The organism is Streptomyces aurantiogriseus (assembly GCF_014649375.1).
Classification (GTDB): domain Bacteria; phylum Actinomycetota; class Actinomycetes; order Streptomycetales; family Streptomycetaceae; genus Streptomyces; species Streptomyces aurantiogriseus.
The window spans coordinates 589,982-612,669 of record NZ_BMSX01000003.1 but is presented as its reverse complement, the minus strand read 5'-3'; the positions used below and the strand labels follow the sequence as shown (position 1 = coordinate 612,669).

The 22,688-nt window shown below is 70.8% G+C and carries 20 protein-coding genes and 3 pseudogenes; 7 read left to right on the top strand and 16 right to left on the bottom strand.

From position 1 onward, the window contains the following. The first annotated feature begins 117 nt into the window (after positions 1 to 117). Positions 118 to 501 carry an ATP-binding protein gene (locus tag IE263_RS09350; RefSeq protein ID WP_189934216.1) on the top strand — a complete coding sequence of 128 codons (384 nt, stop codon included), beginning with the start codon at positions 118 to 120 and terminating at the stop codon, positions 499 to 501. 154 nt (positions 502 to 655) lie between these two features. On the opposite strand, the gene IE263_RS09345 is transcribed toward IE263_RS09350, so the two are convergent. Beyond that, positions 656 to 1,756 carry a bifunctional succinyldiaminopimelate transaminase/glutamate-prephenate aminotransferase gene (locus tag IE263_RS09345; protein ID WP_189934214.1) on the bottom strand — a complete coding sequence of 367 codons (1,101 nt, stop codon included), beginning with the start codon at positions 1,754 to 1,756 and terminating at the stop codon, positions 656 to 658. A 125-nt stretch (positions 1,757 to 1,881) separates the two neighbouring features. Continuing rightward, positions 1,882 to 2,202, bottom strand: a complete 321-nt coding sequence (gene fdxA / locus IE263_RS09340) for a ferredoxin (protein ID WP_003998156.1) — start codon at positions 2,200 to 2,202, stop codon at positions 1,882 to 1,884. Positions 2,203 to 2,343: 141 nt separating this feature from the next. Here fdxA and IE263_RS09335 point away from each other — a divergent pair, with 141 nt between their 5' ends. Beyond that, on the top strand, positions 2,344 to 3,351 hold the full coding sequence (locus IE263_RS09335) for a GNAT family N-acetyltransferase (RefSeq protein WP_189934369.1): 1,008 nt from the start codon (positions 2,344 to 2,346) through the stop codon (positions 3,349 to 3,351). Next, positions 3,348 to 4,181: a SirB1 family protein gene (locus IE263_RS09330; RefSeq protein WP_189934212.1), complete on the top strand. Its 834-nt coding sequence runs from the start codon at positions 3,348 to 3,350 to the stop codon at positions 4,179 to 4,181. Before IE263_RS09335 ends, IE263_RS09330 begins: the two co-directional genes overlap by 4 nt. A gap of 81 nt (positions 4,182 to 4,262) precedes the next feature. On the opposite strand, the gene IE263_RS09325 is transcribed toward IE263_RS09330, so the two are convergent. The 9 genes and pseudogenes from IE263_RS09325 to IE263_RS09285 form a co-directional block, all read right to left on the bottom strand. Then, positions 4,263 to 4,877 carry a response regulator transcription factor gene (locus IE263_RS09325; RefSeq protein ID WP_189934210.1) on the bottom strand — a complete coding sequence of 205 codons (615 nt, stop codon included), beginning with the start codon at positions 4,875 to 4,877 and terminating at the stop codon, positions 4,263 to 4,265. Beyond that, positions 4,874 to 6,040: a sensor histidine kinase gene (locus tag IE263_RS09320; protein ID WP_189934208.1), complete on the bottom strand. Its 1,167-nt coding sequence runs from the start codon at positions 6,038 to 6,040 to the stop codon at positions 4,874 to 4,876. Before IE263_RS09320 ends, IE263_RS09325 begins: the two co-directional genes overlap by 4 nt. Further along, the gene (locus IE263_RS09315) at positions 6,037 to 6,777 is read right to left on the bottom strand and encodes an ABC transporter permease (RefSeq protein ID WP_189934206.1); all 741 of its coding nucleotides are present in this window, start codon (positions 6,775 to 6,777) and stop codon (positions 6,037 to 6,039) included. Before IE263_RS09315 ends, IE263_RS09320 begins: the two co-directional genes overlap by 4 nt. Continuing rightward, on the bottom strand, positions 6,774 to 7,709 hold the full coding sequence (locus IE263_RS09310; protein ID WP_189934204.1) for an ABC transporter ATP-binding protein: 936 nt from the start codon (positions 7,707 to 7,709) through the stop codon (positions 6,774 to 6,776). The genes IE263_RS09315 and IE263_RS09310 overlap by 4 nt, the downstream gene beginning before the upstream one ends. 125 nt (positions 7,710 to 7,834) lie before the next feature. Continuing rightward, positions 7,835 to 10,207 carry a hypothetical protein gene (locus IE263_RS09305; RefSeq protein ID WP_189934202.1) on the bottom strand — a complete coding sequence of 791 codons (2,373 nt, stop codon included), beginning with the start codon at positions 10,205 to 10,207 and terminating at the stop codon, positions 7,835 to 7,837. 154 nt (positions 10,208 to 10,361) lie between these two features. Then, a complete protein-coding gene (locus IE263_RS09300; RefSeq protein WP_189934200.1) occupies positions 10,362 to 10,772 on the bottom strand; it encodes a DUF6113 family protein in 411 nt (136 codons plus the stop codon). Further along, complete coding sequence (mshB, locus tag IE263_RS09295) at positions 10,772 to 11,719, bottom strand: N-acetyl-1-D-myo-inositol-2-amino-2-deoxy-alpha-D-glucopyranoside deacetylase (protein ID WP_189934198.1); 948 nt, start codon at positions 11,717 to 11,719, stop codon at positions 10,772 to 10,774. Before mshB ends, IE263_RS09300 begins: the two co-directional genes overlap by 1 nt. Before the next feature lie 320 nt (positions 11,720 to 12,039). Then, positions 12,040 to 12,920 (bottom strand): annotated as a pseudogene (locus IE263_RS09290) (RpnC/YadD family protein). Between the two features lie 30 nt (positions 12,921 to 12,950). Further along, a complete protein-coding gene (locus IE263_RS09285; protein ID WP_189934196.1) occupies positions 12,951 to 13,826 on the bottom strand; it encodes a helix-turn-helix domain-containing protein in 876 nt (291 codons plus the stop codon). 306 nt (positions 13,827 to 14,132) lie between these two features. On the opposite strand from IE263_RS09285, the gene IE263_RS09280 reads away from it, so the two are divergent. Further along, on the top strand, positions 14,133 to 14,432 hold the full coding sequence (locus IE263_RS09280; RefSeq protein ID WP_189934194.1) for an NIPSNAP family protein: 300 nt from the start codon (positions 14,133 to 14,135) through the stop codon (positions 14,430 to 14,432). Positions 14,433 to 14,439: 7 nt separating this feature from the next. Here IE263_RS09280 and IE263_RS09275 read toward each other — a convergent pair whose 3' ends face one another. Next, a complete protein-coding gene (locus IE263_RS09275; RefSeq protein ID WP_189934192.1) occupies positions 14,440 to 17,985 on the bottom strand; it encodes an nSTAND1 domain-containing NTPase in 3,546 nt (1,181 codons plus the stop codon). Between the two features lie 171 nt (positions 17,986 to 18,156). Beyond that, positions 18,157 to 18,638 (bottom strand): annotated as a pseudogene (locus IE263_RS09270) (ATP-binding protein). Positions 18,639 to 18,790: 152 nt separating this feature from the next. Between IE263_RS09270 and IE263_RS09265 the strand changes: the two are divergent. From IE263_RS09265 to IE263_RS48340, 3 genes and pseudogenes are all read left to right on the top strand, one after another. After that, positions 18,791 to 19,669, top strand: coding sequence for a helix-turn-helix domain-containing protein (locus IE263_RS09265; protein WP_229910865.1), 879 nt, complete (start codon positions 18,791 to 18,793; stop codon positions 19,667 to 19,669). Beyond that, positions 19,666 to 19,875, top strand: a complete 210-nt coding sequence (locus IE263_RS09260; protein WP_189934188.1) for a DUF397 domain-containing protein — start codon at positions 19,666 to 19,668, stop codon at positions 19,873 to 19,875. The genes IE263_RS09265 and IE263_RS09260 overlap by 4 nt, the downstream gene beginning before the upstream one ends. A gap of 406 nt (positions 19,876 to 20,281) precedes the next feature. Beyond that, positions 20,282 to 20,537: pseudogene (locus IE263_RS48340) on the top strand (IS5-like element IS4811 family transposase); the annotation flags it as partial. Positions 20,538 to 20,652: 115 nt separating this feature from the next. Here the strand turns inward: IE263_RS48340 and IE263_RS09255 are convergent. The 3 genes from IE263_RS09255 to IE263_RS09245 all read right to left on the bottom strand — a co-directional run bounded on the left by IE263_RS09255 (position 20,653) and on the right by IE263_RS09245 (position 22,576). Then, the gene (locus tag IE263_RS09255) at positions 20,653 to 21,579 is read right to left on the bottom strand and encodes a S41 family peptidase (RefSeq protein WP_189934186.1); all 927 of its coding nucleotides are present in this window, start codon (positions 21,577 to 21,579) and stop codon (positions 20,653 to 20,655) included. 235 nt (positions 21,580 to 21,814) lie between these two features. Then, positions 21,815 to 22,162, bottom strand: a complete 348-nt coding sequence (locus IE263_RS09250) for a transposase family protein (protein WP_189934184.1) — start codon at positions 22,160 to 22,162, stop codon at positions 21,815 to 21,817. A gap of 219 nt (positions 22,163 to 22,381) precedes the next feature. Beyond that, the gene (locus tag IE263_RS09245) at positions 22,382 to 22,576 is read right to left on the bottom strand and encodes a hypothetical protein (RefSeq protein ID WP_189934182.1); all 195 of its coding nucleotides are present in this window, start codon (positions 22,574 to 22,576) and stop codon (positions 22,382 to 22,384) included. Positions 22,577 to 22,688: the final 112 nt, after the last annotated feature.

The window sequence follows — 22,688 nt, the reverse complement described above, 5'->3', positions numbered from 1 at the left end:
ATGCGACGCATTGCCAACTCTTTACGTCGGCCGTCCGCAACCTTCGCGGGCTTCGAGCGGTAGTCACTGCGTCCGAGCCCGGACGATCAACGACTGTTTCCCTGTCGAAGGAGCATCATGTCCCTCCCCCTGACCCGCAGGATCGCCCGTGCCGCGCTGCTCGTCGCTGCGGGAGCGGCTGCGGGGGTCGGTGCGGCCGGCTCCGCCAGCGCGGCGCCCGACCTGCCCGCCACCCCGGACCTCGGCGGTGTGACCGCCCTGGACGGGGCGAACGTCGGCGACACGGTCGACAGCACGGCGCAGAAGGTGACCAGGACCGCGGGCGAGACCGGTGGCAAGACGGTCAAGCAGGCGGTGCCGGATGCGGACAAGGCCGGCGGCAAGGCCGTGAAGCAGGCGGCGGGCTCCGCCGACGCCGTCCTGCGTGACACCACATCGACCGCGAAGAAGAACGGGCTGCCGACGGACTCGCTGACCAAGGGCGGCCTGCCGCTCAGCTGAGCGCCGACCTGAACGGCGACGGGGTCCAGGGTGTTTCCCTGGACCCCGTCGCCTTGTGCTGGCTTACGTCGGCAGGGGCCGGGGCGGGTTGCACGGCACCCGGCGCCTCAGGCTGTGCCCACCCGGAACGACTGCCCACAGCCAGGAACAGCGTCTACCGGCTCTTGAGGCGCTCTACCGCCGCCGCCACCCGCTCGTCCGTCGCCGTCAGTGCCACGCGTACGAAGTTCTCGCCCGCCGGGCCGTAGAAGTCGCCCGGGGCGACCAGGATGCCGAGGTCGGAGAGGTGGGCGACCGTGTCCCAGCAGGACTCGTCCCTGGTGGCCCAGAGGTAGAGGCTGGCTTCGCTGTGTTCGATGCGGAAGCCGTGGTTCACCAGGGCCTCGCGGAGCAGGGTGCGGCGGGCCGCGTAGCGCTCGCGCTGGACGCGGACGTGCTCGTCGTCGCCCAGGGCGGCCACCACCGCGGCCTGCGTCGGGGCCGACGTCATCATGCCGCCGTGCTTGCGGATCTCCAGGAGGGGGGCCAGGACGGCCGGGTCGCCGGCGAGGAAGGCCGCTCGGTAGCCGGCCAGGTTCGAGCGCTTGGAGAGGGAGTGGACCGAGACGATGCCCTCGTAGGAACCGCCGTTGACGTCCGGGTGGAGGACCGAGACCGGGTCGGCCTCCCAGCCCAGTTCGAGGTAGCACTCGTCGGAGAAGAGCAGGACGCCGTGCTCCCTCGCCCAGGCCACGATCCTCGTCAGCTCGGCCTTCGACAGCACCTTGCCCGTGGGGTTGGACGGGGAGTTCAGCCAGAGGAGCCTGAGGTTCGTGGGGTCCAGGCTCGTCGGATCGTCGTAGACCTCGTAGTCCGCTCGGGCCAGGCGGGCGCCGACCTCGTACGTCGGGTAGGCCAGGCGCGGGTAGGCGACCTTGTCGCCGGGGCCGAGGCCCAGCTGGGTGGGGAGCCAGGCGACGAGTTCCTTGGAGCCGACGATCGGCAGGACGTGGCGGTGGGTGACCTCGCGGGCGCCCAGGCGGCGCTCCAGCCAGCCGGTGATCGCGTCGCGCAGTGCGGGGGTGCCCCAGACCGTCGGATAGCCCGGGGAGTCCGCCGCGTCGATCAGCGCTTTCTGGATCAGCTCGGGAACCGGGTCGACCGGGGTGCCGACGGAGAGGTCGACGATGCCGTCCGGATGCGCGGCAGCCGTCTTCTTGTACGGCTCCAGCTTGTCCCAGGGGAAGGTGGGCAGACGGTCGGAGACTGCGGACACGGTTACTGGCTCACTTTCGTCGGTACGGCGGCTCGTACCGCAAACGCCTCGGTCCCGTACGGCGATCAAGGGCGATCAGGCCGTACGGGACCGAGGCGGCGCGGTGATGCGGGCCGCTTGCGTGGTTACTCGGCCTGCGGCGGCAGCGCGGCGACGAAGGGGTGGTCGCGCTCGATCAGACCCAGCTTGCTGGCGCCGCCGGGCGAGCCCAGCTCGTCGAAGAACTCGACGTTCGCCTTGTAGTAGTCCTTCCACTCCTCCGGCACGTCGTCCTCGTAGAAGATCGCCTCGACCGGGCAGACCGGCTCACAGGCACCACAGTCGACGCATTCGTCCGGGTGGATGTACAAGGACCGGGAGCCCTCGTAGATGCAGTCGACCGGGCACTCCTCGATGCACGCCTTGTCCTTGACGTCGACACAAGGCTGCGCGATGACGTAGGTCACGCTGTCGTTCCTCCTCGATAGGGCGCTGGCGGGCCTCCCACAGGCTCCGCCGCCTGGCGCGCGGGAGCGCGGCGTCGTCGATGCCCGCCCCTAGTATCTCCGTTCCTGGGCATGATCCGAACAGGAGGGGTGGACCGACCTGTGGAATTCTCGGCCGCCGGACGCCTCGAGGTCCGAATCACCACTGCTGACGTGGGCAAACGTGTTTCCGTGCGGCGCTTGAGCGAACCTGGAGTCACGGAGGGGAAATTCACCGACACGGTGGGTGTTCTCACATCATGGGACGCCGGTGTGCTGGTGATCACACGGAAGAGCGGCGAAAGCGTCCGTATTGACGAGTCGTCGCTGGTCGCCGGAAAGGTCGTCCCGGCCGCTCCGGCGCGCCGCCGGGGGCCGGCCGCCTCGTACCAGGAGCTCGCGCGGGTCGCCGCGCGGGCCTGGCAGCCCCTGGAGAGCGAGCGGCTCGGCGAGTGGGAGCTGCGGGCCGCCGCCGGATTCACCCGCCGCGCGAACTCCGTCCTCCCCCTCGGCGACCCCGGTGTGCCGCTCGACGCGGCCCTGGACGCCGTACGGCGGTGGTACGGCGAGCGCGGGCTGCCCGCCTATGTGCAGACCGCGACCGGGGCCGAGGGCGCCCAGGAGTTGCTGTGCGCGGAGCTGGAGCGGCGCGGGTGGGTGCGGGAGGTGACCGCCGAGCTGTGGATCGGGGCGCTGGCGCCGGTCGCCGACCGGGCGGAGCCTGAGGGTGTGGTGCTCGCCCGCGAGGCCGACGAGGCGTGGCTGGCGCGGTACCGGCGCAAGGGGGTGAGCGAGGTGGCGTTGCGGGTGCTGGGGAGCGGGCCGTCGGTGTGGTTCGCCTCCGTGCCGGGCGAGGCGGGGGCGGCTCCGGCCGCCATCGGGCGGTGTGTCGTGGACGGACGGTGGGCCGGGTTCGCGGCGGTCGAGGTGGATCCCGGGGAGCGGCGGCGAGGGCTGGCGACGGTGGTGATGGCCGCGCTGGCGCAGCGGGCGCTGGAGGAGGGGGCGTCCGCCGGCTGGCTGCAGGTCGAGGAGGACAACGGGGGAGCGCGGGCGCTGTACGCCGGGCTGGGCTTCGGCGCGCATCACTCGTACCACCACTACCGGGAACCGGAGGCTGGAGCGCCGTGACCGGGTTCGAGCCCGCCGAGGTGCGGCGGCGGTTCGCCGAGGAGGCGCGGGCCGAGCGGCCCGACCTGGCCGTGCTGTGCCTGCTGGTGGCCGCGGAGGCCGACCGGACGCTCGACGAGGCCGGGCTCGACGCCGCGCAGGTCGAGCTGGACCGGCTGGCGGGGCAGGTGCCCTTCCGGCCCGGCGGGCCGCGGTCGTGGGCGGTGGCGCTGCGGGAGCTGCTCGGTGAGCGGTACGGGTTCCATGGCTCCGCCGCGGACTACCAGCGGTTGGAGTCCTCGCTGCTGCACGAGGTGCTGCGGCGTCGGCGCGGGCTGCCGATCCTGCTGTCCGTGGTGTGGATGGAGGTCGCGCGGAGGGCGGGGGCACCGGTGTACGGGGTCGCCCTGCCGGGGCACTTCGTGGTGGGGTTCGGTCCTCCGGAGCAGCAGGTGCTGGTCGATCCGTTCGACGGGGGGCGGGTGTTGACGGGGCGTGATGCGGAGTTGCTGGTCGCGGGGGCGACGGGGGCTCCGCTGGATGCGTCGATGCTGGTGCCGGCGGAGCCGTTGGAGGTCGTGCTGCGGATCCTGAACAACATCCGGGCGTGGGCCGTGGCTCGGCCGGAGCGGTCGGATGTCGCCCTGTGGGCGGTGGAGTTGTCTTTGCTGCTGCCTTCTCATCCGGCTCGGTTGCGGTACGAGCGGGCGCAGGTGCTGGTGCAGCGAGGGGACTTCGTCGAGGGGGCGGTGGAGCTGGAGGCGTACGCGGAGATCCTGGGGGCTGTGGACGAGGGGGCGGCCGAGCGGGTGCGGGAGCAGGCGTTCGCCGCGCGAGCGAGGCTCAACTGAGGGTTGTGCGGCGTCTGCGGGTGCATGCGTGGTTGCTCGCGGCGCAGCCGCCTGTCGATACCTCCCCGCGCGCCTCGCCGGCTACAGCCAGCCCTTCTCCCTTGCCACCCGTACTGCCTCCGCCCGGTTCCGCACCGCCAGTTTCTGGATCGCCGTCGACAGGTAGTTGCGGACCGTGCCCTGGGAGAGGTGAAGCGCCGCCGCCAGTTCCGCGTTCGTGGAGCCGTCCGCCGCTGCCCTCAGGACCTCCCGCTCCCGCTCCGTCAGCGGATTCGCGCCCTCTGCCAGGGCGTTTGCCGCCAAAACCGGGTCGATGACCCGTTCCCCCCTCAGGACCCTGCGGATGGCGTCGGCGAGTTGGGCGGCGGGGGCGTCCTTGACGAGGAAGGCGTCGGCGCCGGCCTCCATGGCGCTGCGGAGGTAGCCGGGGCGGCCGAAGGTGGTGAGGACGACGAGCTTCACCTCCGGGATCTCGCTGTGCAGTCGGGCCGCGGCCTCGATGCCCGTCGCGCCCGGCATCTCGATGTCGAGGAGGGCCACGTCGATGTCGTGGGTCCGCGCGGCCGTGAGGACCTCGTCGCCGCGGGCCACCTGCGCGACCACCTCGATGTCGTCCTCGAGACCGAGCAGGGCGGCGAGTGCCTCGCGGACCATCGACTGGTCCTCGGCCAGGAGGACCTTGATCGTGCCGCTCATGGCCCGGATCCTACGTCCGGCGAAGGGCCCGCCGGGACGCGGGCGACCAGGCGGAAGCCGTGCCGGATGCCGCCCGCGTCCAAGGTGCCGCCCGCCTTCTGCAGGCGCTCGGTGAGGCCGGTGAGGCCGTTGCCGGGGCCCTGGCCCGAGGCGCCGGAGCCGTTGTCCTCGACGGCGAGTTCGAGGACGGGGCCGTCGAGGGTCTGGCGGCGCAGGAGCTCCACCGTGCAGCGGCGGGCGCCGCTGTGCCGGACGACGTTGGTGATCGCCTCGCGCAGGGCCCAGGCGAGGGCGGACTCGCTGTCCTCGGGGACGCCGGCGAGGTCGGGTTCGGCGGGGATCCCGGCGGTGATGCCGGCCGCGGTCAGGGCGGCCCGGGCGCCGGCGAGTTCGGCGGTGAGGCGGGGGCGGCGGTAGCCGGTGACGGCCTCGCGGACGTCGACGAGGGCCTGGCGGCTGACCTGTTCGATGTCGGCGACCTGCCGGGCCGCCTTGTCGGGGTGGTCGGGGAGCATACGGCCGGCCAGCTCGCTCTTCAGGGTGATCAGGGACAGGGAGTGGCCCAGCAGGTCGTGCAGGTCGCGGGCGAGGCGGAGGCGCTCCTCGTTGGCGGCGAGCTGGGCGACGGTGGCGCGGGCCTCGCGCAGGGCGACGGTCGTCCGGACGAGTTCGCGTACGCCGGTCATGGCGAAGCCGCCCAGCAGCGCCGGGACGAGGAGTCCGGCCAGGTAGGCCCGGCCGCCCGGCACCGCGAACGCGAGCGCGGCCATCAGGGCGGACGTGGCCGGGATGGTCCAGCGGGCGAGGCGCAGGGGCAGTGCGGCGCCGGACGCGATCGAGACGTAGACGAAGAGGACGAGCCACTCGCGGCCCAGGGTGAGGGCGAGGACGGTGGACTGGGCCGTGAGGACCCCGAGGGAGCCGAGCACCAGGCCGTTGCGCTCGCCGCGCCCGGTGCGGAAGACCAGCACCATGTACCAGCCGACGAAGGCGGCGAGGCCGATCCAGCCGAGGACCCGGACGCCGGCGCTGTGACCGCCGTGCAGCAGGTCGGTGACGGGCGCGCTCAGGTACACCAGCCAGATGCCGGTCCACAGGGACTTGACGATCCGTTGCCTGCGGTTCTCCGGGCGCTGCCCGATGCCGATGCCCATGCCGCTCACGCCTTCAGCGTGTCCTTCCGGTACAGCCAGGCCGCGCCGCCGGTGAACAGGGCGAAGAAGACCGCGAGGACGGCGAGGTCCTGGGCGTGCGGTACCTGGTTCTGCTCGATGGCCTGCCCCAGGGCAGCGTACGCGCGGGTGGGCACCCACTTCGCGATGTCCTGCAGCCAGGCCGGGAAGGTCGTCGTCGGCATCCACAGGCCGCCGAGGATCGACAGGCCGAAGTAGGTGATCATCGTGATCGGGCGGACCGCGTCCCCGCTCGCGAGGTAGCCGAGCGCGACGCCGAGGGCGGCGAAGACGAGGCTGCCGGCCCAGATCGCGCCGGTGAGCGCGAGCCACTGCCAGGCGTCCAGCCGTACGTCCTTCACGGCGGCGGCGACGGCGAAGACGACGACGATGGACGGCAGGCTGACGACGGCGGCGCTCGCGGTCTTGGCGAGGACATAGCCGCGGCCGGGCAGCGGGGTCAGCCGCAGCTGCCGTACCCAGCCGCTCTCCCGTTCCTTGGCGATGCGCTCGCTGTTGCCCATCAGGACGGCGGTGAGGGCGCCGAAGGAGGCCATGGAGACCATCATGTAGGTCGGCAGGGTCAGGCCGGTGCCGTCGACCTTCGTCGTGCTGTCGGCGCTGCCCGCGACGAGCAGGAACAGCACCGACGGGTAGATCACCGAGAAGAACAGGAACTTGCGGTTGCGCAGGGCGCGGGTGAGCTCCAGCTTGATCAGGCCGTTCATGAGGTGCGTGCCTCCTCGGCGGCGGTGAGGGTGACGAAGGCCTGCTCCAGGCCGAGGCCGGCGACCTCCAGGTTGCGGGGGTACAGGCCGAGGGCGTAGACGGCGTGGACGGTGGCGTCGGCGTCGGCGGACTGGATGCGGACGGTCGGGCCGGACCCCGCGGCGGAGCCGCTGTTGGACACGGTCAGCGTGGTGAGGAAGGGCAGGGTGCGCAGGGCGGGCTCGTCGATCTCGCCGTCCAGGTCGAAGGAGATGCGGCGCGCACCGGCCTTCGCCTTGATCTCGGCGGCCGTGCCGTCGGCGAGCAGGCGACCGCGGTGCAGGACGAGCACGCGGTCGGCGATCGCGTCGGCCTCTTCCAGGTAGTGGGTGGCGAAGAGGACCGTGCGGCCCTGGTCGGCCTGTTCGCGCATGGTGGCCCAGAACGCCCGGCGGGTGGTGACGTCCATGCCGGTGGTGGGCTCGTCCAGGACGATGAGGTCGCTGTCGCCGGCGGTGGCGAGGGCGAAGCGGACACGCTGGGCCTGACCGCCGGAGAGCTTGTCGACCTTGCGGTCGGCGATCTGGGTGACGCCCGCGCGGGCCAGCACGTCGGCGGGCCGGTACGGCCGCGGGTGCAGCTCGCAGGCGAGGCCGACCAGTTCGGCGACGGTGACCTCGTCCATCAGCCCGCCGCTCTGCAGCATCGCGCCCACCCGCCCGGCGACGATCGCCTCGCGCGGGCTCGTGCCGAACACACGGACCGTGCCGCTGTCGGCGTACTTGAGGCCGAGGAGGAGGTCGAGGGTGGTCGACTTGCCGGCCCCGTTGGGCCCCAGCAGCGCCACCGTCTCCCCCGGGTGCAGTGCGAGGCTGAGCCCGTCCACTGCCCGTACGTCCCCGAAACCCTTGCTCACCTGGTCGAACTCGACCACCGGTGGTGTCGTCGTCATACGTCGATCGTCGTCCCGGGGGCCGGGTGGGCGGCAGTGTCGGGCGTCCGGAGTGCCGTATGACGGATGTCATGCGCGAAGGGCACCCGGCGATGGTGCCGGGTGCCCTTCGCGGAGGTGTCGCGTCAGCTCGGGTCGGTGTCGATGACCCCGACCCGGTCCGTCTCGCTCTTCAGGGCCGGGCGCAGGGCGCTGATCACGTCCTCCACGGTGACGGGCGTCTTCTGCCCGTTGCCGCGGGTGATCAGGACGCCGTCGAAGGCGCCGCCGTACAGCTCCTCCAGGGCGGCCTTGTCGTAGTACTCGACGAGCTTGCCGTTGACCGCCTTGACGCCCAGGAACTTCCACAGGGAGTTCTTCGGGCTCATCGGGACGGAGTGCGCCGGGTCGGTCTCGACGGTGACCTTGGCGGACATCGCCGGTTCGGCGAACTCCTTCATCATCCGGTCGACCTCGGCGTTGGACACCGTCGGCTGCTTGGTGGTCGTGGGGACCTTCACCGCGGTGGCCGTGCCGCTCTCCACCTGGGCGCGGTAGGCGTCCACGACGGCCGTCCCGGCCTTCGCGGCGTCGATGCCCTTGCCCGCCTTGCCATAGACGGCGACGGCCTTGCCGGACTCGAACTTGATCGTGCCGTCGGTGGCCGAGCCGGAGCCGCCCGCGGCGGCCTCCAGGGCGGCCTGCAGCTTCTCCTCGTCGACCGGCATGACCGGCTCGACCTCGCGGTGCTCCCCGAACAGCGAGCCGATCACCGAGACCGGGTTGTAGTCGCTCTTGGCGGCCGCGTCGACCGTGGCCTGCATGTCGAACTGCAGGCCCGACTGTTCCGGCTTCAGGGTGACGGTGGTGCCGTCGACGGACAGCTTCAGCGCCTGCGTGACCCGCTTGTCGAAGGCGTCGTCGAGCTTCTTGACGGCGTCGTCGCGGGTGCCGCCGCCGATGTCGACGCCGAGCACGGTGGTGCCCTTGGGCACGTCGGAGTGGTTCATCAGCAGCCCGGCGCCGTAGGCGCCGGCGCCGGCGAGGACGACCACGCCGCCGAGCAGGACCAGCTTGCTGCGGCCCTTCTTCTTTTTCTTCTTCGAGCCGGCCGCGGGCGTGCTCTGCGTGGTCGGCTCGGACCGCTTCGGCGGGGTGGGCGGCGTCGGCCCGTCGGTGTGCGCGCCGGGCGCGAACGGCCCGCCGGGGCCGGCGCCCTGACCGGGCGGGGGCACGACCGGGATGCCGCTGGTGACGGTCTGTCCGGAGACGTTGTCATGCCGGCCGTAGCCGCCCGGACCGGGCTCGGGGGCCGGCTTCTGCGGGGTGAGGATCGCGGTGTCGTCGCTGAGACCGCCGCCGGGGAGGCGACCGGTGCCGGGGCCGCCGAGACCGGCGGGGGCGCCGGGGCCACCGGGCGCGTGCGGCGCGCCCACGGCGCCGGCGGGCGCGCCGGGAGCCGAGCCCTGCATCGGCGGGACGAACGGGCCGTCGCCGGTGACCGGGCCGGTGGTCGGTCCGGCGGGGCCCTGCGGGCCGCCCCGGCCACCGCGACGGCCGGGGCCGTCCGGACCGTTGAAGTCTTGGGGGTCGCCCGGGCCACCGGGACCGCCGGGGGCGCCGCCCTGGCCGTTGGCCCCGGCGTGGCCGTTCCGGCCGTCGCCGTTGTCCGAGAAGTACGGCAGGTCGTCGCGGCGCGGCTCGGTGGCACCACCCTGCCCCGGACGCGCGCCGTTGCCCAGCGGGCCCGCGGCGAGCACCTCGGTCACATCGAAGGAGCCGGTGCCGCCGCCGTGTCCCGGAGCCACGGGACCGCCGGTGGCGCCGGCGAGCCCGGCACCGTTCGTACCGCCGGGGCGGGTGGCACCCGGCATGCTCATGGAACCGACGACACCGCCGGGCCGCCCGGCCCCCGGACGTGCGCCACCGGGCGCACCGGAAGCCGAACCGGCCGGACGCGCACCTCCGTTGGCGGCGGCAGGCGAACCGGCGCCGGCACCCGTCGCGGTGCCCGCAGCCGAACCGCCTGCGGCTGCGGCCCCGTTGGTGGAGCCGCCGCCCTGACCGCCCTTGGCCGGCCCGGACTTGCGCGGTGCGAACCAGTCGCTCGTCTTCTCCTCGGCCGACGGCGCCGCTTCGGCGGGTGCCTCGACGGGCCCCGCGGCAGCGGCGGAACTCCCGCCGCCCGCGGCTCCGGAGGCCTTCGCGGCGCGCGCTCCCTTGGCGGAGCCCGCGGCCTGCGCGTCGGCACCGCCCTTCTCGCCCGCGCCCTCCGCCTCCGCGACGGGCTTGCGCACGACGACCGGCGGAATGGGCCGCGACCCGGGGATGTTGATCCGGATCCGGGTCGTCAGCGTGGTCTCGGTGGTCTTGCGTTCCTCCGGCTGCGCGGCCGAACGGCCCGCGTCCGCACCGCCGTCGGACACCACGGGGATGCCGTACGGCGGCGTGCCCGAAGGGTATGCGGCTCCGCCGCGCCCGTTGGGCCCGGAGGACGGACTGTCAGTTTCACGACTCAAGGCAGGTTCTCCAGGTTGGCTCCGCCGCCCGCCACAACCTCACGGGCAGCTCGGCGGCGCGCACCACCATACTGGCCACTTCTGGCCCGTATCCCACGACCGCCGGGGAAACCCACACGGGACTCGCACGGTCGCGCCAGGGAGAAGTGGTACGTCACTTGGCAAGTCGGACGTCGCCGCCGACCGGTTGCCGCCCGGAGCCAAGGGTGGCGCAGATCACAGCCAGGGCCATGCCACCGAGCAGGAAGAGGTAGGAGCCGCCTGCCGCGCCGAACAGGAAGTCGCCCTCGGGGCGGCCCGCGGTGAGCAGGACGACGGAGACCATCCAGCCGGCGGCGGGCGCGACGGCCCCGCCCCGGCTGCGGACGGCGCGTGCCCCGCCGAGGAAGAGCCCGGCGGCGCCCGCGAGCGCGAGCAGCAGCCCGCCGGGGAACCAGCCGGCCTGCACGAGCGCCCCGGCGAGGCCGGCGACCGCACCGAGCAGCAGGAGCCCGAGGTAGGCGGCGATCCGTCCGGCGGAGGGCCGCGGGAGGGGCTGGGTGAGCATCGAACCGCGGTCGGGCATCAGGCCACCCCTTCCAGCCCCGCGAACAGGTCGGTCTCCCGGCCGCCGCTCTCCGCGCTCCCCGGGCCCGAGGCCGGCGGGACACCGGGCTCGCCCCGCTCGCCGCGCACCAGCTCGTAGTACTCGGTGGCGAAGAGGGGCTGCGCGAGCTGGTTGGAGAGCACGAAGGAGCGTCCGTCGGGGGCGACCTCGATCTGGGTGGCGTGCGCGCGCATGGCGGCGGCCTTGGCGGCGGCGTACGCGGTGCCGTCGATCTCCGTGGTGATGTGGTCGTCGTCGACGACGCCGGGGACGTCGGCGACGGTGGCGCTCTGGGCGAAGGGCAGGCCGGGCAGCTCCTGCTGGAGCCGCGTGAAGGCGGCCTCGGCGACGGTGCGCGGGACGCGGTTCCAGTACACCTTGGGGACGCTCCAGCCGGCGTGCGCGGCGAGCTCCACGGCGCGCATGGCGACGCGGTGGGCCTGGATGTGGTCGGGGTGGCCGTAGCCGCCGTTGTCGTCGTAGGTGACGAGGACCTGGGGGCGCAGCTCGAGGACGACCTCGGCGAGGGAGCCGGCGGCGGTGTCGACGTCGGCCTGCCAGAAGCAGGCGGGGTCGTCGTTGTCGGGGATGCCCATCATCCCGGAGTCGGCGTAGCGGCCGGCGCCGCCGAGCAACCGGACGTCCTCGACGCCCAGTTCGGCCATGGCGGCCTTCAGCTCGCGCAGGCGGTGCCCGCCCAGGGCGGCGCCGGTGAGGTGCTCCAGCTCGGGCGGGATGACCTCGCCGCGTTCACCGAGGGTGCAGGTGACCAGGGCCACGTGGGCACCCTCGGCCGCATACCTGGCCATGGTCGCGCCATTGTTGATCGACTCGTCGTCCGGGTGCGCGTGCACCAGCAGCAGACGCCGAGCGGCGCGCGATGGGGGTCCCCCCGGCCGGAGGCCGGTGGAGGGCAGTTCCGTCATGGGGCAACCCTACGAGGCCCCCACCCGCCCCCCGCCTCCTACCCGGCCGCCTCGCCTCCCTCGTCGTCGAGTACGTGGGCGATGGCGAGCGCGATGCGCTCGATCCAGTCGCTGCGTCACCGAGTGATCTGCGGATAGCGACTGCGAAGTATCTTTTCGTTCAGAGAAGCCGTTGCCGAGCCGTACGGGCCGGCTTCAAGCGACAAAGGGCTGCTCGGAGGAAGGTGACCGATTCCGGTCCTTCGGTTTTCCGGAGCGGGCTCGTCCGAATGCGGGAGCCGTCGAGCCCGGCCGGAGCCGGGGGGACGGCTTCCGGCGGCTCACGCGTTGTCGTCCGGCTCCTTGAAGATGTCCTCGGCGGACGGCGCGGTGACTGCGCGGGTGAGCCAGCGGCGGAGGAGGTCGGCGTCGTCGCAGCCGGTGATGCGCTCGCGGATCTCCTCGGGGACGGCGATGTCACGTGCCTCCAGGACAAGCAGGATGTCCTCGGCCCGCCCCTGGGCACGCCCCTCGTCACGGATCTCTTCGGAGATGGACGACTTGTAGAAGGAAAGGTCCACGGCCACCAGGTTCCTCCAGAATTCTGCGGCCCGGCGCACGCTGTCCAGGCCTCGTGTGGTGAGTTCGACAACGGGTCGGCGACGGCTTCCGGCACGTGCCGCAGAGCAGTGGACAGGGCCTTCAGTATCCCACTGACCTCCGGATCCTTCGCGTGTGTGATGGCGGACAGGGCGGCCAGCGCCAGGTCGGCGCGGGCCTCGTCCGGGTCGGTGATGAAGGGCATGTTGTGCGGACCGGCCACGAGCGGGCGCAGCGTCAGTGCGGCCCACCATTCGGGGCCGATGGGCACGGGTCGGGCAGCCCACTCGGCTGTGGCCCGATCCTGGCAGACCACCAGCAACAGGGGCGGGGTCTTGTACTTGGTGTAGAGGAAGGACAGGTAGTAGGCCCAGCTGGCGGGTTTGTGCGGGTCCTTCGCGCTCTGCGCTTCGACGGCCAGCAGGACCGGGGCGTCGCCGTCGAAACGCAACAGTGTGTCGACACGACGTTCGATGGGTTGGGTCTCCGTGAGATCGGTGGGGAGCACCGTGACGGAGGTGGGCTGGATGGTCGGGAGGCCGAGCACCTTGGAGACGCCCGTGAACAGGCCGGGGTACTCCTGGAAGATGCGGTGCATCGCCTCGTGGGACGAGTTGACCATGCGGTTCCTTGCCTGAGTGGTGGTGGGTCTTCAGAAGGCCGCGGCTGATGGCGTCCGGCAGTCGCGGCAACGGCCGCCCGGCTCGGGCGAGCGGAAGCCGCGGTCGCAGCCGTCGCAGTTCCGGAGCGGGTGCCTGACGGCCGGCGGCGGCGTGGCGGGAGCGGCGCGGAACGGGGGCGGGGGTGGCAGCAGGGCCGTGAGGCGGTGGGCCAGGAGGGCGGCGGGGCGGCGGAGGCCCTCGGGCGGGAGATCGGCGGTCAGGGCCTGGCGTACGGCCGTGGGGCTGACGTCTCGCTCCAGCCAGGCGGCGACACCGGGGGCCAGGTGGGTGACGTCACAGGCAGAGAGGAGCAGACGGGAGTCGTGGCGGCGCAGGTCGGCGAGGAGGTCTGTGGCCGCCTTGAGGAGGTTGGCGTACAGGTGCGTGGGGCGCGGGACGGCGGGGAGGGGCTTGTGGGGAGTGCGGGTGCGCTCCTTCGGCTTGGCGGAAGCCCTCTGGGCGCGTTCGACGGCCGTACGACGCTGATGGCCGGGCTGGTTACAGGAAACCGTGCGGGTGATGATGCGACCGCCGGGGATGCGCTCGCGCTCGCGCCGGAGGTAGCCGTGGGCTTCCAACTCGCGCAGGGCGGCGGCGATGCGGGTGGCGCCCTCGGGAAAACGCATGGCGAGGGACTTGATGTCGATGTGGGCGCCGCCGGGCAGCGACTGGATGTGCACACCGAGGCCGATCGCCAGGAGAGACAGTTCCTGATGCTGGGCGAGGTGATTCCCGATCACCGTGAAGCGTTCGGCGTGCCGGGCGTTGTCGTGGACGAGTCCGCCGAAGTGCCGCCGGTTCGGGTGTTTGTTGGCGGCAGAGCGGGACTGGGCGTGCGGGGGCACGCTAGGGTTCTGCGTATCCATCAGGAAGGGGCTTTCCTTCTCGGTGGTCAGGCCCTCGCACTGGGATTGCCGTCCCGGCGGGGGCCGTCGCATTTCTGCGGGTGCTGTTGCGCTGAGAGTAGGTCAGGCAATAGGCCCAAATTCCACCCGAGTTGGTGATGTTCACTCGCGCGAGTGAGCGAGCGCTGCGGGCGGGAGGGACGGGGTGGGGCTTGGTGAGGTCATTTCACCGCCGTGGTTCTTGGGAAAGACCGCCCCTCGCACCGGAGCACGAGGTCTCGGGTTCCGGTGGCACACGGACCTCTCCGCCAGGAGAGGATGTATGCCATGCCGAAGACCACACAACTGCGCACGTACACGGTCCGGGACGGCCTGCTCGACGAGTGGGCGAGGCGATGGCGGGAGGAAATCGTTCCTCTGCGGCTGGAGTTGGGGTTCACGATCGGAGGGGCCTGGCTGGACCGGGAGAGCAACCAGTTCCTCTGGCTGATCTCGTACGACGGCCCGGAGACCTTCGCCGAACGCAACGCGCTGTACTGGTCGTCGCCCGAACGCGAGGCCATGGGTCTGAACCCGGACGACTACCTTGTCCGCACCGAAGAGCGCACGGTCGAGTCGGCCTACTGACCCCCCGTCATGCGTGGTCGAGCGGCAGCAGATGCTGCCGCCGTTCTTCGTGAGTGAGGGTGCGGAAGACCCTTCCCCGGGCGGTCGCCTCCAGTCGGTCGTAGTCCGGCTCCGCCCGCCACACGCGCGCGGTCCCGTCGGCCGACCCGGTGAGCAGCCGTGTACCGTCCGGGGACCAGGCCACGGAGGTCACCTTGTCCTGGTGCACACCGACAACGGAGATCTCCTCCAGAGTGGTGGCGGACCACACCCGTACGGTGCGGTCGTCGGCGCCCGTGGCGATGTGCTGGCCGTCGGGTGACCAGGCGATGGCGCGCAGACGTCCCTCGTGCCCCTTCAGTACCTCGATACGCCGTCCGGTGAGGACGTCCCACACAGCGGCCGTCCAGTCGCCGGAAGCGGTGGCAACCCTCGTCTCGTCGGGGGACCAGGCAGCGTCCTCCACGTAGTTGTCGTGGCCGCGCAACACCGTGAACTGCCGTCCCTCCGCGACATCCCACAGTCGGCAGGTACGGTCGTCGGAACAACTGGCGAGCCGCCGTCCGCTCGGTGACCAGGCAACTCGGCCCACCCAGTCCTGGTGTTCCGTCAGTTTCAGCAGCTCGATCCCGTCCGGTAGGGACAGAACACGTACGGCGCCGTCATGACCTCCGAGGGCGATCCGCCCACCGTTCGGCGACCAGGCACACCCCTCCACAACCTCACCCTGCTGTTCAAACAGCGTGCCCCCACGCCCATCGACGACCCGAAACAGGCCGTCGTTCGTGCCGAACGCGAGCCGCTCCCCCTGTGGAGCCCAGGCGACGGCCCAGATCCGGTCCGTCACCTCGGTCACCGGCCCCGCCGGCACGCCGGTAGCCGGGTCCCATACCCGTACGGTGCCGTCGTCCGAGGCCGTGGCGATACGACTGCCGTCGCCGGACCAAGCGGCCTGGTTCACCGGGCCTCGGTGCCCGTCAGCCATGACGACCTCGGCGCCGCGTGGACGCAGGTCCCACACCCTGCCCGTGCCGTCGGTGGAGCTGGTGGCGAGCATCGTCCCGCAAGGTGACCAGGTGACGCCCCACACGGTGTCCGCGTGGCCCCGCAGCACGGCCAGGACCTTGGCGTCCTCGGTGTCGACGACGCGCACTGTTCGGTCGGAGGAGGCGCTGGCCAGCATCCGTCCGTCCGGCGACCAGGCCAGGTTCCACACATAGTCGGTGTGTCCTCTCAGCAACAGGCGCAGGTCGCCGGTCCCGGAGTCCCAGATACGGGCGGTGTGGTCCCCGGAGCCGGTGGCGATGTGCCGTCCATCCGGTGACCAGGCGATGCCCTCGACGAAGTCCGAGTGCCCGGTGAGTGTGGTGGCCGGCGACCCGGTCGCCAGATCCCAGACGATCGCGGTCTGATCATGGGAGGCGGAGGCGAGGCGGCCGCCGTCCGGCGCCCATGCCACACCCCACACGTCATCGCCGTGCCCGCGCAGTTCATGCACGAGCCGCCCCGTGTCGGCCTCCCAGACCCGCACGATCCGGTCCTTGGAACTCGCCGCGACATGCTGGCCGTCCGGCGACCAGGCCACCTGTCTGTTGAGGTCCCCGGCACCCGTCAGCAGCCGGACCGGTGCCCCCAAGACGGCGTCCCAGATCCGTACGACACGGTCACGGCCGGTGGTCGCCAGCCTCGCCGAGTCCGGCGACCAGGTGACGGACTCGACCATGACGCCGTCGCAGGGCAGCACCAGCCGTGCGCGTCCGGACGGCGCGTCGTACAAGCGGCCCGTGCCGTCCCTGGACGCCGTGGCCAGCAACCGTCCGTCCGGGGACCAGGCGATGTGCCGGACGGTGTCCGTGTGCCCGTCGAGCCGCGCGCGGAGGTGACTCGCCGCCAGTGCCGCCATCAGCCCCCGTCGGGCCGAGGCCGTGGGCGCGCACTCGCCGAGCGCGGCAAGCGAAAGCAGGAGGGAACGCTCTGGTTCGCTCTCGGCGCTCAACAGAACCTGATGGCCGATGCTGTCGGAGACCTGGCTCAGGAAGGTCAGGTCACGACGCTGCGAGGATTCGACGAGCGCGCGAGTCGCCTCGGACGCCTGCCCGGCCTCCTCCAGCGCTTCGAGCCAGCGCCGGGCCGCTGTGAGGCGTTCCCCGGTGAGGAGGTAGTCGTCGCTGCGACCGGCGCGCTCCCAGTCGGTGGCCCACCGCTCCAGTTCGGCACGCTCGCGAAGTCGTTCGGCCCGCGCCTCGACCTCCTGCCGCAGCGGGGCCCACTGGCGGAACAGCGCCTCGTGCGTCACCTGCGCGCAGGGCTCGCTGCCTTCGGCTGCGGAGCCTGCGCCTGTGACGTCGGTGCGCAGCAACCGCGCCTCGACGAAGGCATCGACGACATGGCGGTCCCGCTCGTCGAGTTCGGACAGCGGCACACGACGGCGGGCCACCTCCTGCCCCTCGACGGTGACGAACCGGAGCAGAACGCGGAGGATGAAATCGATCCCCACACCCGCGCCCAGCGCGGAAACGGTGTTGTCCGCCTGGCGCGCCAGCGCACCGGGTACTCCGCCGAGCCGCCGGTACAGTTCCTCGGTCACTGTCCCGCCGGGGCCGGAAGCGTAGAACAGCTCCTGGAGAAGGTAGGCGAGCAGAGGCAGCGCGTCGTCCGTGCCGGTCTCGCTCACGATGGAGTCGACGACCCCGGGCTCGAAGCGGAGCCCGACGAGAGCCCCGGGCCGCTCCACGACGTCGATGAGCTGTGCTCTGCCCAGTGCGCCGATGACGACGGGGTGCTGGAAGAGATCCGCCTGGCCAGCGCCGAGGAGCCTGCCGAGCAGATCCACTCGGAGGGTGACCAGTACACGGACCGCAGGGTCCTGTTCCACGCAGGCACGCAGCGCATCGAGGAACTGGGCGCGTTCACGCTCCCCCGCCAGAGTGACGACCTCCTCGAACTGGTCAACCACGAGAAGCACCCGCCGGAACCGTCCACCACGCAACCGCGACAGCTCACCTCGTAGCGCGTCCGGCCCCTGGCGCAGTCTGCGCAGTACGGCACTCGCCGGTTCCTGCCTGTCGGCGGCAGCCGCCAGCGCACCCGCGAGGGCGCCCAGCGGGTTGACGCCGGGCGCGAAGGCCGGCACGACGGTCCAGCGGCGGTCCCGTAGACGAGGCATCACCCCGGCCCTGACCAGCGAGGACTTTCCGCTCCCGGAGGCCCCGACCAGCACCAGAAACCGCTCCGCGGGCCGGGCCGCGGTGGCGTGCAGCCTGCGCGTCAGCTCGGCAGCCTGCGCCTCCCTGCCGAAGTAGACGGCTGCCTCGTCCTCGTCGAACGCATCGAGCCCCGGATACGGCACTCGCGCACGCGGCCACTCGATCCTGGGAGGCGCGGGATTCTCCAGTCGATAGACGACGACCTGCCCGACAACAAGCGCCACGATCAGCACACCGATAGCCGGAACGGAGAACCGCTGGATCGCCTCCAGCACCCAGGGAGCCTTGTCGGAGCTGGTCGCGTAGTTGGTGGCGATCCCGAGTAAGCAGGCGACCAATGCCAGCATGATCTGGATCGCGACCTGCATACGGTTCCTCATCGAGTACCGCTCACCACCGCGCCGCCGCACACCGTCACCGCTCAACCCCCGTCCCACCAGCCCTGAAGGACCGGCATCGCGTCACCCGTCCATGACCATCTTCTGGGGCTTCGCAGGAGCGTTCAACGGTGTGTACGGGTTTCGGCCATACAGGGCCCGTTAGGTGTGTTGGGACAGAGCACCTCTCGCGCCGAAGGGCGGGGCGTCGGCTTCTGGTGCGAGGTTCAGTTCTGCCCAAAAACCGCTTTTCGCGGGCGCGGTTCGGACGTCACGCCCCAGCGGTCGGCCAGGGCCTCGACGAGGAGGAGGCCACGGCCGGACTCGGCGTCCAGAGCGGGGTGCTGAAGACTCGGCAGTCGATCGCCATGGGTGTCGGTCACTTCGATGCGCAGCGTGTTGGCGAGGACGTACATGTTGAGGCGGAAGTCACGGCCAGGGACACGACCGTGGACGGTGGCGTTCGCCGCGAGTTCGGCGACGATCTGACGTGCCGGGTCCAAGGGAATGTCCCAGGAGTGCAGTTGCTCGGCCGCGAGAAGACGGCTGAGGCGTGCCCCGCGAGGCGTGGGAGACAGGCGCACGCTGAAGTTCCGGATGAGACGGTCGGATTGGGCCTCGGGGGCAGCGGTTTCGTGGATCACGTCACCCAGAGTGGCGAGCAACGCTTACCGTGAAAAGTGACGACGCGGTTGCGTACGGTGACTGTCCGGGTGTTGTCCGGACGCGTACAAACTGTCCGGAGCCGCCGTACTGGTAAGCGTCGCGGCACGTTCGTACGACGGAGGGGTCCAGCATGACGCAGATGGACGGCGAGGCGGTGCTGCTCAAGGGCGAGGGGAACGAGCCGGGTTGGGAGGTGGACCCGGACGACGAGTGGGGGCTCGCGATCGTCGCCACGGTCGGGCGGCAGCTGAAGCTGCGCCGGGAAGCGGTGGGGATGCGGGCGAGCAAGTTCGGCGAGGCCGTCGGCTACGGCGAGGACATGGTCTACAAACTGGAGAGCGGGAAGCGGATCCCCCGGCCAGAGTTCCTGGACAGGGCGGACGAGGTGTTGGGGGCGGGTGGGTTGCTCTCGGCAATGAAGGAGGACGTGGAGAAGGTCCGGTATCCGAAGAAGGTGCGAGACCTGGCGGACTTGGAGGCAAAGGCAGTCGAGCTGCTCTCATATGGCAGCCACGCCCTGCATGGCCTCCTTCAGACACAGGAGTTCGCAAAAGCATTGCTGATGACACGGCGCCCCACGGCCCCGGAGGATCAGTTGGAGAAAGCGTTGGCCGCGCGCATGGCCAGGAAGGCGATCTACGAGCGCTCGCCGGCCCCTGAGCTCAGCTTCGTCCTGGAAGAGACGACGCTGCGGCGCCCGGTTGGGGGCAAGATGGTGCACCGAAAGCAGCTTGAACACCTCCTTGAAATGGCCCAGTTGCGGAACGTCGAAATTCAGGTGATGCCGATGGACCGCTGGGACCACCCTGGTACGGGAGGACGGATCCAGGTGCTGAAGTTCGGTGACGGCACGGCGGTTGGGCGCATGGACGACGAGTTCAACGGCCGCCCCGTCCACGACCCGAGGCAGCTACGAATCCTCGAACTGCGCTATGGCATCATCCGGGCCGAGGCTCTGACCGCACGGGAGTCACAGGCCTTCATCGAGCAACTGCTGGGAGAAGCATGATCCGCAAGGCCTCTACCGAAGGCGCTTCCGAACTGGTGTGGTTCAAGAGCAGCTACAGCGACACCAGCAACCCGAACGACTGCGTCGAGGTCGCCAACACCCCCGACACCATCCACGTCCGAGACTCCAAGCACACCGCCGGCCCCCGCCTCCAGCTTTCGCCGGAGGCCTGGACCAACTTCGTGTCGTTCGCGTCCGAGGACTGATCACGATCTCTGGTCCGTTTGTTACTCAACCAGCAAGCGGACCGACTGATCGCTCTCTTCCGCGTCCGGGGAGTTCGCGATGACGGAGCGCACCACTTGGCGCAGCTTCACGAAGATCTTGGACTCGTCCAGCTCAAGCGCTGCGACCCGCGTTGCCTCTGCCGATCCGCGTTCCGCAAGTCGCTGGTGACCAGCTCGGACTGACCTCCGGCATCCCGAACGTCTCCACGCTGGGGCGACTCCCGGCGCGCCTGGACAGCGACGCCCTGGACGACGCCGTGGGTGCCTGGCTCGCCCGGTACGCCGCCGACCCGGTCGACGAACCCGGTGGCACGCTGGTCTCGGCCTGGCGGTCCCTCTCAGGGAATCGAGCCTCCATCAGACCCGGAGCAGTTCAGACAGACCCGCCTACGGCGGCAAGCTGATCACCTGGGCCAAGAAGTACCTCGACATCACCATCAAGACCGTCCGCCGCCCGCCCGACGCCAAGGGCTTCGTCGTCCTGCCCCGCAGATGGGTGGTCGCGTTCATGGTCGTGGATCATGCGGGCCCGCCGGCACTGCCGCGACCACGAACGCCTGCCCGAAATGAGCGAGTCGCTCATCACCTGGGCAGCGATCACACTCATGACCCGGCGGCCCACCCGCAGCAAGACTGGTCCAGCCGAACGCCGCGACGTCGACCATGGCTACGTGATGCCAGAAGCCGCTTGATCAGTCTCCGGACCGCCGCACCCAACCAGCCGGTTCAGACAGCGCCAGTGAGTGGCTGAGCAGTTCACGGTTGTCGGCAGGCGTTCTGCTCAAGTAGCCAACTCCGGGCTGCTTCCAGAACTTCGTCCCGACCGCGTGCCACTGGGCGCGGGTCCTTGACGATCTCTTCATCCGGTGGGATCGCTGCATCGTAGGTACGGCCCGTACGGTCCGCGTCCTTGAGTTCCGTCAAGATCAGCATGGCTCCGTCAGACAGGCGGTATCCCTCGTTCCCCGTGGGCACGCCATAGGTCCACTCGCCGAAGAATCGGGTGTCCGGACGCCCCCGGAAGGCCACCACGACCGCTTCACCCGCACTGGCTGTCCGCTTGCCGGTCAATACCGCGACCGGTGGCATGCTCTTGGTCACCGGCTGGCCTTCGTCCCAGCCGACCAGCTTCCCGTCCTCGTACGGGGCACCGTGCTTGATCGACCAGACGGACTTTTTGCCGTCGGCATCCACGAACATACCGACCTTGCCATCGCCCAGGATGGGCCCCACGACAGCCAGCATCGGCCACATGTTGCCGCCCGTATCCGAACGCAGATCCACCACCCAGCCGCAGGATCCCGCCTGGTCCGCCTTCGCCACGGCATCTCGGCCCTGCCGTACGTACTCGTCGTACGCCTTTTGAGATCCCTGCACTCCGGGGAGAGAGATGTAGCCGATACCGTTTTTCAGTGAACGGCCCTGCAGGCCATCGAGAGAGGCCGCGGAGGATCCCAGGTTCTCCTTTGCCTGCTCCGGCTCCCAGAAGGCGCTGTGGCCGTCGCCCAGAGTCTGCAATGCGGAGCCGATCGCCCCGTAAGTGTCGGCCGGCTTCCGCGCACCCTGTGCCTGCGTGAACGCCTTGCTCCGCACGTCCGCCCAGTCGACCTGATGCCGGAGAAGAGAGTGCTCTTCCATGATGCTCAGCGCCTTCGACAAATACGTCCGCGCTTCCGGCGCCATGTCGTCGCTGGATGACTCCTGCGAACGGCTCGTGCAGCCCGTCGTTGCGGCGACGACCGCAACCAGCCCAGCACAGGCCGACATGCACAGTAAACGCCCCCGCCTCATCCGCCCCCCAGGCGCTTGATCCAGGAAGCAACCCTAACGTTGACGATCAACTGCCGACGACCTCCCAGATGAGAAACAGGCACTAAGGCGGATCTCGTGCTCCCCGCGGCGACCTGGCGCTGGGCGATCACGGTCTGGTAGGCGTGCGGCGCGGCGGCAAGCAGGTGCACTGCGCTGCCGTCGGTGCGGGATCCGTGCAAGGTCTTGCCGTCGACCGCCAGGCCGAGACCAGCGTGCCACCGGGTTCGTCGACCGGGTCGGCGGCGTACCGGGCGAGCCAGGCACCCACAGCGTCGTCCAGGGCGTCGCCGTCCAGGCGCGCCGGGAGTCGCCCCAGCGTGGAGACGTTCGGGATGCCGGAGGTCAGTCCGAGCTGGCCTCGCAGGTCGGAGTCGGTATCGGCTGCGAAGCGGGCGATCGCGGCCAGGGACGTGGCTCCGCTGAGGACGGCGACCAGACACAGCGCTGCAGGCACCGACAGCCGGACACGAGCGGTTACTCCTGGAACAGCGCCATTCTGCCGCAGGACGGCGACAGCCGCGCCTGCCGGCCGATCTCACGCGCCCCCGCTTCCGCCCCGCACTCGTTCCAGACCCGTCAGGCTTACGGACCCGGATGCGGGGAAGGCGCGAGTCATGGCGGCGCAGGGCGGGCTCCGGTCACGCACCCACCGGAGCCCAAGCCTCGGCCCGCGTCAGAACTTGATGCTGCCGATCATGCTCGCCACGCTCGTCGTCAGATCGCTGATCGTGGGCGCGACCGTCGAGGAGGCGAGGTAGAAGCCGAGCAGGATGCAGACAACCGCGTGACCACCCTTCAGTCCTGACTTCTTGATCAGCAAGAAGACGATGATCGCCAGCAGCACCACCGCCGAAATCGAGAGTGCCACGGCGGCTCACCTCCAAGAACCCGGGTACGTGGGGGAAACAGAGCGAGGGAACTTGTAAATCCATACAACTGCCAGCAGGTTCATACCCACACAGCGCTAGTGATCATAACTA